This window comes from Kitasatospora humi, from assembly GCF_020907985.1.
GTDB classification, from domain to species: Bacteria; Actinomycetota; Actinomycetes; order Streptomycetales; family Streptomycetaceae; genus Kitasatospora; species Kitasatospora humi.
The window spans coordinates 95583-109629 of record NZ_JAJJPA010000003.1 but is presented as its reverse complement, the minus strand read 5'-3'; the positions used below and the strand labels follow the sequence as shown (position 1 = coordinate 109629).

Here is a 14047-nt window from a genome sequence, read left to right as displayed (position 1 = left end):
GGGGGGACCCCCGTGCCGCCCGGCACCCCGTGCGGTGCTCAGACGAGGCCGTTCAGCAGCTCGCCGATCGGCTTGCGGCGACCGGTGAAGAACGGCACCTCCTCGCGCACGTGCAGCCGGGCCCGGGACGGGCGCAGGTCGCGCATCAGGTCGACGATCCGGTGCAGCTCGTCGGCCTCGAAGGCGAGCAGCCACTCGTAGTCGCCCAGCGCGAACGAGGCGACCGTGTTGGCCCGCACGTCCGGGTAGCCGCGGGCCATCATGCCGTGCTCGGCCAGCATCTGCCGGCGCTCCTCGTCGGGGAGCAGGTACCACTCGTAGGAGCGGACGAACGGGTAGACGCAGACGTACTCGCGGGCCCGCTCGTCGGCCAGGAAGGCCGGGATGTGCGACTTGTTGAACTCGGCGGGCCGGTGCAGCGCCATGTTGGACCAGACCGGCTCCAGCAGGCGGCCGAGGCCGGTGCGGCGGAACCGGTTGTAGGCCTCCTGGAGGTCGTCGGAGTCCTCGGCGTGCCACCAGATCATCAGGTCGGCGTCGGCCCGCAGGCCGGAGACGTCGTAGCTGCCGCGGATGGTGACGTCCTTGGCGTCCAGCTGCTCGAAGAGCTCCTCGACCTCGGTGGCGAGCGCGGTGCGGTCCTCGGGGAGCGCGTCCTTCAGCCGGAAGACCGACCACATGGTGTAGCGGATGACCTGGTTCAGGTCGCGGGCCTTCTTCTTCGGCTGCTGCTCGGTGGTCTCAGTCATGTCCTCTATCGTCCCTTCGGTTCCCGCTGCCCCGGGGGCAGGGAAGTCAGTACGTCATCGGCGGCCCGCCGGGCGCTGCCCACGCAGGCCGGGATGCCCACGCCGTCGAAGGCCGCGCCGGCCAGCGCCAGGCCGCCGAGCCGCTGCGCCTCGGCCCGGATCCGGGCCACCCGCTGCTGGTGGCCGACCGGGTACTGCGGCAGGCCGGCCGGCCAGCGGGTGACCTCCGTGGCGTACGGCACGGCGGTCAGGCCGACGGCCTCCCGCAGGTCGTCGAGGGAGCGCCGGACCAGCTCGGCGTCGTCCAGGCCGAGGGCGGCCTCCTCGCGGTAGCGGCCGAGCGAGGTGCGCAGCAGGAAGGCCTGCGGCGCGGACTCCGCGAGCCAGCCCCACTTCTGACTGGAGAAGGTGGCGGCCTTGATCTGCCGCCCGTCGACCGGCGGCACCAGGAAGCCGCTGCCGGGCGGCGGTTCGGGCAGGTCGGTGCGGTGGAAGGCCATGGTGACCAGGGCCATGCCGGCGTACTCGACGGCGGCCAGCTCGGCGGCGGCGGCCGGGGCCTCGACGGCCAGCAGCCGGGCGGCGACCGGGGCCGGCACGGCGAGCACCACCGCGTCGCAGGCCTCGCCGTCCACCGACCAGCCGTCCGGGGTGCGGCGCAGCTCGGTCACCGGGGAGTTCAGCCGCAGCTCGACGCCGGCCCGGACACAGGCCTCGGCGACCGCGCCCGGCAGGGTGCCGATCCCGCCGGGCAGGCCGGCGAAGACCGGGCCGCTCACCTGGGCACGGTCCAGCAGCCGGCGCACTCCTTCGACCAGCGAGCCGCCGCCCTGGGCGACGGCGAGCAGCTGGGGCACCGCGGCGCGCAGCGAGATCTCCTCGGCGCGGCCCGCGTAGACCCCGCCGAGCAGCGGCTCGACCAGCCGGTCCACCACCTCCCGGCCGAGCCGCTCGGCCACGTAGGCGCCGATCGCGACGTCGTCGCCCACCTCGGCGGGCTGCTCCTGCCGCACCCGGTCCAGACCGGCCTCGCTGAGCACCGCGGCGGCGGCCAGCGCCTCCAGGTCGCCCGGCACTCCCATCAGTTGACCGCCCGGCAGCGGACGCAGCGCGCCCCGGGTCCAGACCGCGGCCTTGGCGGCGGTGGGGGCCTCCAGGAAGTCGCCCAGCCCGACCTCGCGGGCCAGCCCGACCGCCTCCGGGCGGCGGGCCAGCATCGATTCGGCGCCCAGGTCGACGCGCACTCCGCCGACCTCGCCGCCGCGCAGCTTGCCGCCCAGCCGGTCACCCGCCTCGCGCAGCACGACCCGGGCGCGAGCCGGTCCGCCGACCGCGCCGCCCAGGTGGGCGGCGGCGGCCAGGCCGGCGATGCCGCCGCCGATGACGACGGCCTTCGGCAGTGGTTCAGCCATGAGCGGTTCAGCCATGCTTCGCAGTCTCGCAGAGCTTACGAAGTGCGCGGTCAGCGGGCGCTGGCCTCGTGCACGAAGGCGACGAGGCGGCTGAGCGCGTCCGGGTCCATGTTCGGCGGCACGCCGTGGCCCAGGTTGAAGACGTGGCCGCTGGTGCCCAGCGCGGAGGCAGCGTGCAGCACCTCGCGGGTCTTGGTCTCCACCACGCGGGTGGGGGCGAAGAGCACCGCGGGGTCGAGGTTGCCCTGCAGCGCCTTGCCGGGGCCGACCCGGCGGGCCGCCTCGTTCAGCGGGACCCGCCAATCCACCCCGACCACGTCGGCGCCGGCCTCGCCCATCAGGCCGAGCAGTTCGCCGGTGCCGACGCCGAAGTGGATCCGCGGCACCCCGTAGTGGGCGACCGCGTCGAACACCTTGGAGCTGGCCGGCAGCACGGAGCGGCGGTAGTCGTCCGGCGCCAGCGAGCCGACCCAGGAGTCGAAGAGCTGCACGGCCGAGGCGCCGGCCTCGATCTGCACCTGGAGGAAGGCGGATGTGATCACCGCGAGGCGGTCCACCAGCTCGGCCCAGAGCTCCGGCTCGCCGTACATCATGGCCTTGGTCAGCTCGTGGTTCTTCGACGGGCCGCCCTCGACCAGGTAGCTGGCCAGGGTGAACGGCGCACCGGCGAAGCCGATCAGCGGGGTGCCGCCGAGCTCGTCGACCAGCAGGCCGACCGCCTCGGTGACGTAGGGGACGTCGCCGGGCTCCAGCGGGCGCAGCCGCTGCAGGTCGGCCCTGGTGCGGATCGGGTCGGCGATCACCGGGCCGATGCCGGGCTTGATGTCGACGTCGATGCCGATCGCCTTGAGCGGCACCACGATGTCGCTGTAGAAGATCGCCGCGTCCACCTTGTGCCGGCGGACCGGCTGCAGGGTGATCTCCTTGACCAGCTCGGGGCGCATGCAGGAGTCCAGCATCGGGACGCCCTCGCGCACCTTGTGGTACTCGGGCAACGAGCGGCCGGCCTGCCGCATGAACCAGACCGGGGTGTGCGGCACCGGCTCGTGCCGGCAGGCGCGCAGGAAGGCGGAGTCGTACGCGGCGCTGCGGTGCGCGGCGGGCTGGGCTGCGGTCGTCTCACTCACCCCCTCATCCTCCCACGCGCCGTGGTCCGCACCGGTCCCGGAGGCCTCTGAAGATCCTTTTCTCCGCCCGGGCTGCGTGCCGGTCCTGGGGGAACTGCCGCGCAGGGCCTAGTCTTCAGCTCATGGCATCGGTCGGTGGGAACCCCGCGCAGCACGGCGGAACGAACAAGGAGTCGGCTTCCTCTCCCGCGGCGGAGCCGCCGGCCAGCCTCTTCCGCGGCGTCGTCGAGACGCTCGCGGCCGTACCGGTGCGCCCCGAGGTGCAGCTGTCGGCCACGCCGGCGCCGCGTCGGCTGGCCCCGTTCAGTTGGGCGGTGACCGCAACGGTCGAGGTGGAGGGCGAGGAGCTGGCCGACGGGCGGTTCGTGCTGCTGTACGACCCGGCGGGCCAGGAGGCCTGGCATGGCGAGTTCCGGGTGGTCACCATGGCCCGGGCCGAGCTGGAGCCGGAGATCGCCGGTGATCCGATGCTGGGTGAGGTCGGCTGGTCCTGGCTGATGGACGCGCTGCAGGCGCACGGTGCCGGGTACGCGGAGCCGGGTGGCACGGTGACCCACGCCGCGTCGCAGTACTTCGGCGCGCTGTCGGACCGTCCGGACAGCACCGAGATCGAGCTCCGGGCCTCCTGGACACCGGCCGACGGCCGCTTCGAGCGGCACCTGACGGCCTGGGCGGACCTGCTCTGCGTCTGTGCCGGGCTGCCGCCGACGGCACCCGCGCCGCAGCCGCCGACCGACCCCGCGTCACTCGGCGGAGTGGTCCCGATGCCGGCGCGGCGCCGCCCCCGCTCACACTGAAGGCTGACGGCCAAACAGGTCCCCGCAACCCGGGTACCCCCTGCTCACGGGTGTGACGGGTGGTCAACCGACTACCTCAGGCTGACCGTTTCACGCCGTTTGTGTTCGATTTCGACCGTTTGCTTGGCATGTCGTATCAATCATCCGCTCGATTCGTCCGTATTGTGACTCACTAGATCGTGATCATTCGCTAAAGCCGGGCACGGATGATGCCGAAGCAGTCTGTGACCCTTTAAACACGCGGAACACTCCGACTCCTTCGCCCATCGGGGTTCCGTCCGCCACTCCCCTCAGGAGGCACGGTGTCGGTCCTGCTAGAGCACCCCGCAAACGTGGTCGCCTACCGCCCGACCAAGCCCACCGCGATGGTGGTGATCGCCGACCCCCGGGTCCGCAGCACCGTCACGCGTCATCTGTGGGCACTCGGGGTGCGCGACGTCATCGAGGTTTCGTCGATCGCGGAGGCCCGCCCCCGGGTCTCCACGCCACGCGACATCTGTGTGGCGGATGTCCATCTCCCCGACGGTTCGGGCCTGACCATCCTGGCCGAGACCCGGGCCGCGGGCTGGCCCAACGGCCTGGCACTGTCCGCCGCCGACGACATCGGCGCGGTGCGCAGTGCGCTGGCCGGGGGCGTCAAGGGCTACGTGGTCACCGGCACCCGCACCAATGTCGCGATGCCGGGCCGCCCCGGCCTGCCGCTGGGCGCGGCCGGCCTGGCCGGACGGATGCGCCGCCCCGGAATCCCCGGTGCCCCCGGCCACCTGGGTGCGCCCGGCGGTCCCGGCGCCCCCGGTGGTGCGCCCGGCGCGGCACCGGCTGCCTACCGCGAGCTTTCCGGCCGTGAGGTGGAGGTGCTGCGGCTGGTCGCGGAGGGCCAGTCCAACAAGGCGATCGGTGTCGCCATGGGCCTGTCCGCGCTGACCGTGAAGAGCCACCTGGCCCGGATCGCCCGGAAGCTGGGCACCGGGGACCGGGCCGGCATGGTCGCGGTCGCGCTGCGCACCGGCATCATCCACTGAGCGTCCGCTCGCGGTCCGGAGGAACGTTTCCTCCGGACCGCCGTTGGCATTCGAGCTGGTCCGCGCCAGACGATCAGGGTCCACCCGGCGGGGCTCGTCGTACTCTTGGTGGGTGACCGACGCCGCTGAAGCCATCGCCGTAGAGACCGCCCCGGTGCCGCTGCTCGAACCCCGGGAGGGGCTGCCACCGGTGGTCGCCGACCAGGCGGGGCTGGCCGCGGTGCTCACGGCGTTCGCATCGGGCACCGGTCCGGTCGCCGTCGACGCCGAGCGGGCCTCCGGCTACCGCTACGGCCAGCGCGCCTACCTGATCCAGCTGCGCCGGGCCGGCGCCGGCACCGCGCTGATCGACCCGATCGCCTGCCCCGATCTGAGCGGGCTCGGCGAGGCCCTGGCCGACACCGAATGGGTGGTGCACGCCGCCACCCAGGACCTGCCCTGCCTGGCCGAGGTGGGGATGCGCCCGGCACGGCTCTTCGACACCGAGCTGGCCGGCCGGATCGCAGGCTTCCCCCGGGTCGGGCTCGGCCCGATGACCGAGAACGTGCTCGGCTACCGGCTGGCCAAGGAGCACTCCGCGGTGGACTGGTCCACCCGCCCGCTGCCCGAGCCCTGGCTGAAGTACGCCGCGCTGGACGTCGAGGTGCTGGTCGACCTGCGCGACGCCCTGGAAGCCGAGCTCACCGCGCAGGGCAAGCTCGCCTGGGCCCTGGAGGAGTTCGCCTCGATCGTGGCGGCGCCCCGGCCCGCTCCCCGGGTGGACCCCTGGCGCCGCACCTCCGGCCTGCACAAGGTCCGCCGCCGCCGGCAACTGGCCGCGGTGCGCGAGCTGTGGCAGACCCGGGACCGGATCGCCCAGGAGCGCGACGTCTCCCCCGGCCGGGTGCTCTCCGACGCGGCGATCGTGGCCGCCGCGCTCGCCCTGCCGACCAACGTCGGCGCCCTGCAGGCGGTGGCCGGCTTCGGCCCCCGGGTGCACCGGCGCCAGCTGGAGCAGTGGCTGGCCGCGCTGGACCGGTCGCGGGCCGTGCCGGAGACCGAACTGCCGCCGGCCACCGCGCCGCACGAGGGTCCGCCGCCGCCGCGGGCCTGGGCCGAGAAGGACCCGGTGGCCGCCGCCCGGCTGACCGGCGCCCGGGCCGCGGTGACGGAGCTGGCCGAGAAGCTGAAGCTGCCGGCCGAGAACCTGATCACCCCGGAGCTGATCCGCCGGGTCTCCTGGGAGCCGCCGACCGAGCCGACCACCCCGGCCGTGGGCGGCGCGCTGCGGGCGCTCGGGGCTCGCGGCTGGCAGGTCGAGCTGGTGGCCCCCGTGGTGGCCCAGGCCTTCCTCAAGGCCGCCCGCAGCCAGGCCTGAGGCCTGGGGCGGGCCCGACCCGCGGGACGTGGCGGGGGCCACAGCCCAGTTGGCGGACCCGACCCTGGGCAAGTTGGTTACCGACCAGTAGCATGGCCGGTGAAGCAGCGCTGCTCGTGTTGCGAGCGCACTCCTGCGCACCATGCCATGTCCCCTGGGAGGAGAGCCCCCGTGCCTCGTACCTCGCGGGACGTCGTCTTCGTCGACGGCGTCCGCACCCCGTTCGGCAAGGCCGGCCCGAAGGGCATCTACCACGAGACCCGCGCCGACGACCTGGTCGTCAAGTGCATCCGGGAGCTCGTGCGCCGCAACCCGAACCTGCCCGTCGAGCGCATCGACGAGGTCGCCGTCGCGGCGACCACGCAGATCGGCGACCAGGGTCTGACCATCGGCCGCACCGCCGCGCTGCTGGCCGGCCTGCCCAAGTCGGTGCCCGGCTACGCCATCGACCGGATGTGCGCCGGCGCCATGACCGCCGTCACCACCACCGCGGGCGGCATCGCCTTCGGCGCCTACGACATCGCCGTGGCCGGCGGCGTCGAGCACATGGGGCGGCACCCGATGGGCGAGGGCGTCGACCCGAACCCGCGCTTCGTCTCCGAGAAGCTGGTCGACGAGTCCGCCCTGTTCATGGGCATGACCGCGGAGAACCTGCACGACCGCTTCCCGCACCTCACCAAGGAGCGCTGCGACGCCTATGCGGTGCGCTCCCAGGAGAAGGCCGCCAAGGCGTACGCCAACGGCGACATCCAGCCCGACCTGGTGCCGATCGCGATCCGCAACACCAACCCCGAGGTCGGCGAGACCGGTTGGGGCCTGGCCACGGTCGACGAGCCGCTGCGCCCGGGCACCACGATGGAGTCGCTGGCGGGCCTGAAGACCCCGTTCCGCCCGCACGGCAACATCACCGCCGGTAACGCGGCCGGCCTGAACGACGGCGCCACCGCCTCGCTGCTGGCCGCCGAGGACGTCGCCCGCGAGCTCGGCCTGCCGGTCAAGATGCGCCTGGTCTCCTACGCCTTCGCCGGTGTGGAGCCCGAGGTCATGGGCATCGGCCCGGTGCCGGCCACCGAGAAGGCGCTGGCCAAGGCCGGTCTGACCATCGAGGACATCGGCGCGTTCGAGATCAACGAGGCCTTCGCCGTGCAGGTGCTGGCCATGCTCGACCACTTCGGCATCGCCGACGACGACGAGCGGGTCAACCCCTACGGTGGCGCCATCGCCTTCGGCCACCCGCTGGCCTCCTCCGGCGTCCGTCTGATGAACCAGCTGGCCCGCCGCTTCGAGCAGCGCCCGGACGTCCGCTACGGCCTGACCGCCATGTGCATCGGCTTCGGCATGGGCGGCACGGTCATCTGGGAGAACCCGCACTTCGAGGGTGGTAAGTGACCATGACGAGCACCACTGAGCTGCTGACCCGCGGCGCCGAGCTCTTCCCCGGCGAGGTGGTCACCACCGCGCACGTGCGCCACCTGGACCTGCCGCTGCAGGCCGGCAAGCTGGCCATGATCACCCTGGACAACGGCTTCGACCACACCAAGCCGACCACCTTCGGCCCGGGCTCGCTGCTGAAGCTCTCCGAGGCGCTGGACCAGGTCGAGGCGGAGGCCGCCGAGGGCAAGATCACCGCCGTCGCGATCACCGGCAAGCCGTTCATCTTCGCGGTCGGCGCCGACCTCAAGGGCGTCGAGCTGCTCAAGGAGCACGGCGACGCGCTGGCCATCGGCAAGGGCGGCCACGAGGTCTTCAAGCGGATCGCCGCGCTGCCGGTGCCGAGCTTCGCGTTCTACAACGGCGCCGCGATGGGCGGCGGTGTCGAGGTGGGCCTGCACTGCACCTACCGCACCGTCAGCTCGGGCGTGCCGGCCTTCTCGCTGCCGGAGGTCTTCCTCGGCCTGGTCCCCGGCTGGGGCGGCTGCACCATCCTGCCGAACCTGGTCGGCCCGGCCAACGCGGTCAAGGTCATCATCGAGAACTCGATGGCCCAGAACAAGCAGCTCAAGGGCAAGGAGGTGTTCGAGCTCGGCATCGCGGACGCGATCTTCGAGCCGGCCGACTTCCTGGAGCAGTCGATCCTGTGGGCCGCCAAGGTCCTCAAGGGCGAGGTCGTCGTCGAGCGTCCGGAGATCGACCGGGGCGAGAACTGGGACCAGTGCATCGCCTGGGGCCGTGCCGTCGCCGACGGCAAGGTGCACGGCGCGGCGCCGGCCGCCTACCGCGCGCTGGACATCATGGCCGCGGCCAAGGACGCCGACCTGCAGAAGGGCTTCGACGCCGAGGACCAGGCGCTGGCCGACCTGATCATGGGTGGCGAGCTGCGGGCCGGCATCTACTCCTTCAACCTGGTGCAGCGCCGGGCCAAGAAGCCGTTCGGCGCCCCGGACAAGTCGCTGGCGCGCCCGGTCTCCAAGGTCGGCGTGGTCGGTGCCGGTCTGATGGCCTCCCAGCTGGCGCTGCTCTTCGCCCGCCGCCTGGAGGTGCCGGTGGTCCTCACCGACATCGACCAGGAGCGGATCGACAAGGGCGTCGGCTACGTCCACGGCGAGATCGACAAGCTGCTCGCCAAGGGCCGGGTCAACCAGGACAAGGCCAACAAGCTCAAGGGCCTGGTCAGCGGCCACCTGGACAAGGCGACCGCCTTCGGCGACGCGGACTTCGTGATCGAGGCCGTGTTCGAGGAGATGGGCGTCAAGCAGAACGTCTTCGCCGAGCTGGAGGCCGTGGTCTCGCCGACCGCGATCCTGGCCACCAACACCTCCTCGCTGTCGGTCACCGAGATGGCCTCCAAGCTGCAGCACCCGGAGCGCGTGGTCGGCTTCCACTTCTTCAACCCGGTCGCGATCCTGCCGCTGCTGGAGATCGTCCGGGCCGAGAAGACCGACGACGCCTCGCTGGCCACCGCCTTCGCGGTCGCCAAGAAGCTGAAGAAGACGGCCGTCCTCACCAAGGACGCCCCGGCGTTCGTGGTGAACCGGATCCTGACCCGCTTCATGGGCGAGATCCAGAACATCATCGACGAGGGCACCTCGTTCGAGACCGTCGAGAAGGCCGTGCAGCCGCTCGGCCTGCCGATGTCCCCGATCGCGCTGCTGGAGCTGGTCGGCCCGGCCATCGCGCTGCACGTCTCGGAGACCCTGCACGGCGCCTTCCCGGAGCGGTTCACCGTCTCCGAGAACCTCGCCAAGGTGGTCAAGGCCGGCAAGCGCGGCTTCTACGTCTGGCAGGACGGCCGGCAGGTGCTCGACCCCGAGGTGCTGGAGCTGCTCTCCTTCGGCGACAGCGTGCTCACCGAGGAGCAGGTCCGCGAGCGGGCGCTGGACGCGGTCGCCCAGGAGATCGGCCTGATGCTGGACGAGGGCGTCGTCGGCGAGGCGCAGGACATCGACCTGTGCATGATCACCGGCGCCGGCTGGCCCTTCCACCTGGGCGGGATCACCCCGTACCTGGACCGCGAGGGCGTGTCCGAGCGGGTGAACGGCAAGCGGTTCCTGGCCCCGGGCCTGGCCAGCGTGCCCGCCTGAGCCCGACCCGGCTCCCCCGGCGAAACCGAAGGGCGCCTTCCTCCGACCCCGGAGGGAGGCGCCCTTCCGCGTCCGGAGCGCTCCGGTATACACCCAAACCGGGCAAAGAGCATAATGCCGTTAGGCCAAGCGGTTCCGACCTGCACAGTCGAAGGAGGCGAGTCGTATGGCCCACGTCTCACATCGAGCCGGTGATATGGGCACCCATCCGGACATCGCGGAGATGCGCGCCCGGTACGCACGCATGATGGACGGGCCGTCCGGAGTCGCCGTGGACGGCCTGGTCGTCCTGGCGGGCCTGTACCTGGCGATCTCGCCGTACGTGGTGCACTTCAGTGCCGCCAGCCACGAGCTCGTGGTCACCAACGTGATCCTCGGCATCGCCATCGCCGTCCTCGGGCTCTGCCTGACCCTCGCCCCGGCCCGGATGTTCGGGCTCACCTGGGCGATGTTCGCGACCGGCGTGTTCCTGATCATCTCCCCATGGGTGGTGACCGTCGGCCACAGCGCGAGCCGGGGCATCATCTGGAACCAGGTGGTGATCGGGGCCGTGACCTGCCTGCTCGCCCTCACCGCGGGCGGAGTGATGGGCAGGCAACGCCGCCGCCGCGCCTGACCCCCGTCCGAACGAGAGGACCTGCCCGGCCGCGAACGGCCGGGCAGGTCCTCTGGGTCCGGGGCGGCGTCAGGCCTCGACGGTCTGGGCCACGTCCAGCCGGGCGACCAGCGCGGTCACCTGACGGGCGATGTCGGGGCCGGTCAGGCCGATCTCGGCGAGGATCTCCTCGCGCTTGGCGTGGTCCAGGAACTCCTGCGGGATGCCGAAGTCGCGCAGCGGCAGGTCCACCTCCGCGTCGCGCAGCGCCTGGGCGACGGCCGCGCCGACCCCGCCGGCCCGCCCGTTGTCCTCGACCGTCACCACCACCCGGTGCTCGGCGGCGAGGCCCGGCAGCGCCGCGTCCACCGGCTTGACCCAGCGCGGGTCGACCACGGTGGCGGTGATCCCCTGGGCGTCCAGCAGCGCGGCGGCCTCCAGGCAGATCGGGGCCAGCGCGCCGACCGACACGATCAGCACGTCGGCCCGCTTCTCGCCCTCGACGACGGCCTCGGTGGAGCCGTGCAGCACGTCCATGCCGCCGATCCGACCGAGCGCGGCCACCGCCGGGCCGACCGCGCCCTTGGAGAAGCGCACCACCGTCGGCGCGTCCTTGACCTCGACGGCCTCGCGCAGCTGGGCGCGCAGCTGGTCGGCGTCACGCGGGGCGGCCAGCCGCAGGCCGGGCACCACCTGCAGGATCGACATGTCCCACATGCCGTTGTGGGAGGCGCCGTCGGTACCGGTGATGCCGGCCCGGTCGAGCACGAAGGTGACGCCCAGCTTGTGCAGGGCGACGTCCATCAGCACCTGGTCGAAGGCCCGGTTGAGGAAGGTCGCGTAGACCGCGACCACCGGGTGCAGCCCGGCGGTGGCCAGACCTGCGGCCGACACCGCGGCGTGCTGCTCGGCGATGCCGACGTCGAAGGTGCGCTTCGGGAAGGCCTTGGCGAAGTCGGCCAGGCCCACCGGGTGCAGCATCGCGGCGGTGATCGCCACGATGTCCTTGCGCTCGCGGCCGAGCTCGACCATCTCCTCGCTGAAGACCGAGGTCCAGTCCTTGCCGGAGCTCTTCACCGGCAGGCCGGTGTCCGGATGGATCACGCCGACCGCGTGGAAGCGGTCCTCCTCGTTCTGCAGCGCCGCGTGGTAGCCGCGGCCCTTCTCGGTGATGCAGTGCACGATCACCGGGCCGCCGAAGCCGCGGGCCTTGCGCAGCGCCGACTCCAGCGCGGTGATGTCGTGGCCGTCGATCGGGCCGAGGTACTTCAGGCCGAGGTCCTCGAACATGCCCTGCGGGGCGATGAAGTCCTTCAGGCCCTTCTTGGCGCCGTGCAGCGCGCCGGCCAGGCCCTCGCCGATCACCGGGGTGCGCTGCAGCGCCTCCTTGCCCCAGGTGAGGAAGCGCTCGTAGCCCTGGGTGGTGCGCAGCGTGGTGAGGTGGTTGGCCAGGCCGCCGATGGTGGGCGAGTAGGAGCGCTCGTTGTCGTTGACCACGATGACCAGCGGGCGGTCCTGGGCCTCGGCGATGTTGTTGAGGGCCTCCCAGGCCATCCCGCCGGTGAGGGCGCCGTCACCGGTGACCGCGACCACCGGGCAGTCCTTGTGGCCGAGCAGCTGGTTGGCCTTGGCGATGCCGTCGGCGTAGCCCAGCACCGTGGAGGCGTGCGAGTTCTCGATCATGTCGTGCTCGGACTCGGCCCGGGAGGGGTAGCCGGACAGGCCGCCCTTCATCTTCAGCCGGCTGAAGTCCTGACGGCCGGTCAGCAGCTTGTGCACGTACGACTGGTGGCCGGTGTCGAAGAGGATCCGCTCACGCGGCGAGTCGAAGACCCGGTGCAGCGCGATGGTGAGCTCCACCACTCCGAGGTTGGGACCCAGGTGCCCGCCGGTCTTGGAGACCTCCTCGATGAGGAAGGTCCGGATCTCCTCGGCGAGGGCAGTCAGCTGCCCCGGGGTGAGCCGGTCGAGATCGCGCGGCCCCCGAATGCGGGTCAGCAGGGACACCCGTTCCTCCTCTGTCGGTGTGGGTGCGAGTGGGCTGCGGCCCGCTCGACTGGTCGAGTCTAATGTCCGCCGGTGCGGCACTTCGCGCCGGGAGCATGTCTGCGGGGCGCGCGAAAGCCCGGAACGCGCCCCCGCGCGCCAGTGCGAAGGACTGGCTGGGCGCAGGAGCGCGTCCCGGGCCTGCGGCGGGTCAGCCGCGTCCGGAGGACTTCTGGGTGCGACGCGAGACGGAGTCCAGGACCACCGCGGCCAGCAGCACCGCGCCGGTGATCATGTACTCGATCGACTGGCTGGTGTTCTGCATGTCCAGGCCGACCATGATGGACTCGATCACCAGCGTGCCCAGCAACGCCGACCAGGCCTTGCCGCGACCGCCGAACAGGCTGGTGCCGCCGATGACGGCCGCCGCGATGGCGTCCATCAGGACGTTGCCGCTCCCCAGCTGCTTGTCGGCGGAGCCGGACTGCGAGGCGAGGAACAGGCCGCCGACCGCGGCCAGGCCGGCCGAGATCATGTAGACCGAGATCCGCACCCGGGCCACGCTGATGCCGGCCCGGCGGGCCGCCTCGATGCCGCCGCCGACCGCGAACACCTGGCGGCCGTAGCGGGTGCGGCGCAGCACGAAGTCGGAACCGATCACCACGGCGAGCAGGACGACCAGCGCCAGCGGCATGCCGCGGTCCTGGTTGAACATGTAGGCCACCACGAAGGCGAGCACGGCCAGCCCGGCGGCGCGCACCGCGATCTCGGTGACCGAGCGGGCCGGCAGCCCGGCCTGGCGGCGGTTCCGGGCGGCCAGCAGCGTGGCGACCAGGTAGCCCGCGACGCCGATCGCGGCCAGGCCGTAGGCGACGGCGACGTCGTCGAAGAAGTAGTTGTCCAGCTTGGCGATCACGCCGTTCGGGATGTTGTTGAGGGTGCCGGTCTTGCCCATCACGACGCCCTGCAGACCGTTCCAGCCGAGGAAGCCGGCCAGCGTCACCACGAACGCCGGCACGCCCAGCTTGGCGAAGAAGAAGCCGTGCAGCGCGCCGATGGCCAGCGCGCAGCCGACCGCGAGCAGGATCGCCAGCCACTCGTTGACGCCGTGCTGGACGGCGGCCACCGCGGCGATGGCCGCCGAGGCGCCGGCCACCGAGCCCAGCGAGAGGTCGATCTCGCCGAGCAGCAGCACGAAGACGATGCCGACCGATATCAGCCCCGGGCCGGCGAGGTAGAGGGCGATGTTGGAGAGGTTGCCGGCGGTCAGGAAGTGGCTGTTCAGCGACTGGAAGATGATCGCGATCGCGACCAGTCCGACCACCACCGGCAGGGAGCCGAGGTCGCCGCTGCGCAGCTTGCGCTGGAACTCGGCGAGGTAGCCGTTGAGGCCCTGCTCGCGGACCAGCAGCCGGGGGTCGACGGCCGGGGCCGCGGGGATGGACTGGGACGCCGTGCCCTGGGAGGTCATCTGGGTTGCC

11 protein-coding genes are annotated in these 14047 nt (G+C 72.3%); 6 read left to right on the top strand and 5 right to left on the bottom strand.

The genetic code is table 11. The features are described from left to right. Positions 1-38: 38 nt before the first annotated feature. The 3 genes from hemQ to hemE are packed head-to-tail and all read right to left on the bottom strand — an operon-like array spanning position 39 to position 3288. Positions 39-749, bottom strand: a complete 711-nt coding sequence (gene hemQ, locus LN042_RS04575) for a hydrogen peroxide-dependent heme synthase (RefSeq protein WP_230048651.1) — start codon at positions 747-749, stop codon at positions 39-41. Between the two features lie 5 nt (positions 750-754). After that, positions 755-2176, bottom strand: a complete 1422-nt coding sequence (gene hemG, locus LN042_RS04570; protein WP_230048648.1) for a protoporphyrinogen oxidase — start codon at positions 2174-2176, stop codon at positions 755-757. A gap of 35 nt (positions 2177-2211) precedes the next feature. Beyond that, complete coding sequence (gene hemE, locus LN042_RS04565; protein ID WP_230048646.1) at positions 2212-3288, bottom strand: uroporphyrinogen decarboxylase; 1077 nt, start codon at positions 3286-3288, stop codon at positions 2212-2214. A gap of 122 nt (positions 3289-3410) precedes the next feature. Here hemE and LN042_RS04560 point away from each other — a divergent pair, with 122 nt between their 5' ends. From LN042_RS04560 to LN042_RS04535, 6 genes are all read left to right on the top strand, one after another. Further along, the gene (locus LN042_RS04560; protein ID WP_230048645.1) at positions 3411-4085 is read left to right on the top strand and encodes a DUF3000 domain-containing protein; all 675 of its coding nucleotides are present in this window, start codon (positions 3411-3413) and stop codon (positions 4083-4085) included. Positions 4086-4387: 302 nt separating this feature from the next. Next, complete coding sequence (locus LN042_RS04555; protein WP_230048643.1) at positions 4388-5107, top strand: response regulator transcription factor; 720 nt, start codon at positions 4388-4390, stop codon at positions 5105-5107. Positions 5108-5219: 112 nt separating this feature from the next. Beyond that, the gene (locus LN042_RS04550; RefSeq protein ID WP_230048641.1) at positions 5220-6464 is read left to right on the top strand and encodes a ribonuclease D; all 1245 of its coding nucleotides are present in this window, start codon (positions 5220-5222) and stop codon (positions 6462-6464) included. 171 nt (positions 6465-6635) lie between these two features. Next, positions 6636-7853, top strand: a complete 1218-nt coding sequence (locus tag LN042_RS04545) for a thiolase family protein (RefSeq protein WP_230048639.1) — start codon at positions 6636-6638, stop codon at positions 7851-7853. Between the two features lie 2 nt (positions 7854-7855). Continuing rightward, positions 7856-9985: a 3-hydroxyacyl-CoA dehydrogenase NAD-binding domain-containing protein gene (locus LN042_RS04540; RefSeq protein ID WP_230048637.1), complete on the top strand. Its 2130-nt coding sequence runs from the start codon at positions 7856-7858 to the stop codon at positions 9983-9985. 166 nt (positions 9986-10151) lie between these two features. Continuing rightward, positions 10152-10601: an SPW repeat protein gene (locus LN042_RS04535; protein WP_230048635.1), complete on the top strand. Its 450-nt coding sequence runs from the start codon at positions 10152-10154 to the stop codon at positions 10599-10601. 69 nt (positions 10602-10670) lie between these two features. Here the strand turns inward: LN042_RS04535 and dxs are convergent, their stop codons facing one another. Continuing rightward, positions 10671-12587, bottom strand: a complete 1917-nt coding sequence (gene dxs / locus LN042_RS04530) for a 1-deoxy-D-xylulose-5-phosphate synthase (protein ID WP_230048633.1) — start codon at positions 12585-12587, stop codon at positions 10671-10673. A gap of 190 nt (positions 12588-12777) precedes the next feature. Further along, positions 12778-14037: a sugar ABC transporter permease gene (locus LN042_RS04525; protein ID WP_230048991.1), complete on the bottom strand. Its 1260-nt coding sequence runs from the start codon at positions 14035-14037 to the stop codon at positions 12778-12780. Between the last annotated feature and the right edge of the window lie 10 nt (positions 14038-14047).

Coding starts and splice junctions, on each gene's coding strand:
- LN042_RS04540 (WP_230048637.1), top strand. CDS start 7,856: ATGACGAGCACCACTGAGCTGCTGACCCGCGGCGCCGAGCTCTTCCCC.
- hemQ (WP_230048651.1), bottom strand. CDS start 749: ATGACTGAGACCACCGAGCAGCAGCCGAAGAAGAAGGCCCGCGACCTG.
- LN042_RS04560 (WP_230048645.1), top strand. CDS start 3,411: ATGGCATCGGTCGGTGGGAACCCCGCGCAGCACGGCGGAACGAACAAG.
- LN042_RS04525 (WP_230048991.1), bottom strand. CDS start 14,037: ATGACCTCCCAGGGCACGGCGTCCCAGTCCATCCCCGCGGCCCCGGCC.
- LN042_RS04535 (WP_230048635.1), top strand. CDS start 10,152: ATGGCCCACGTCTCACATCGAGCCGGTGATATGGGCACCCATCCGGAC.
- hemG (WP_230048648.1), bottom strand. CDS start 2,176: ATGGCTGAACCGCTCATGGCTGAACCACTGCCGAAGGCCGTCGTCATC.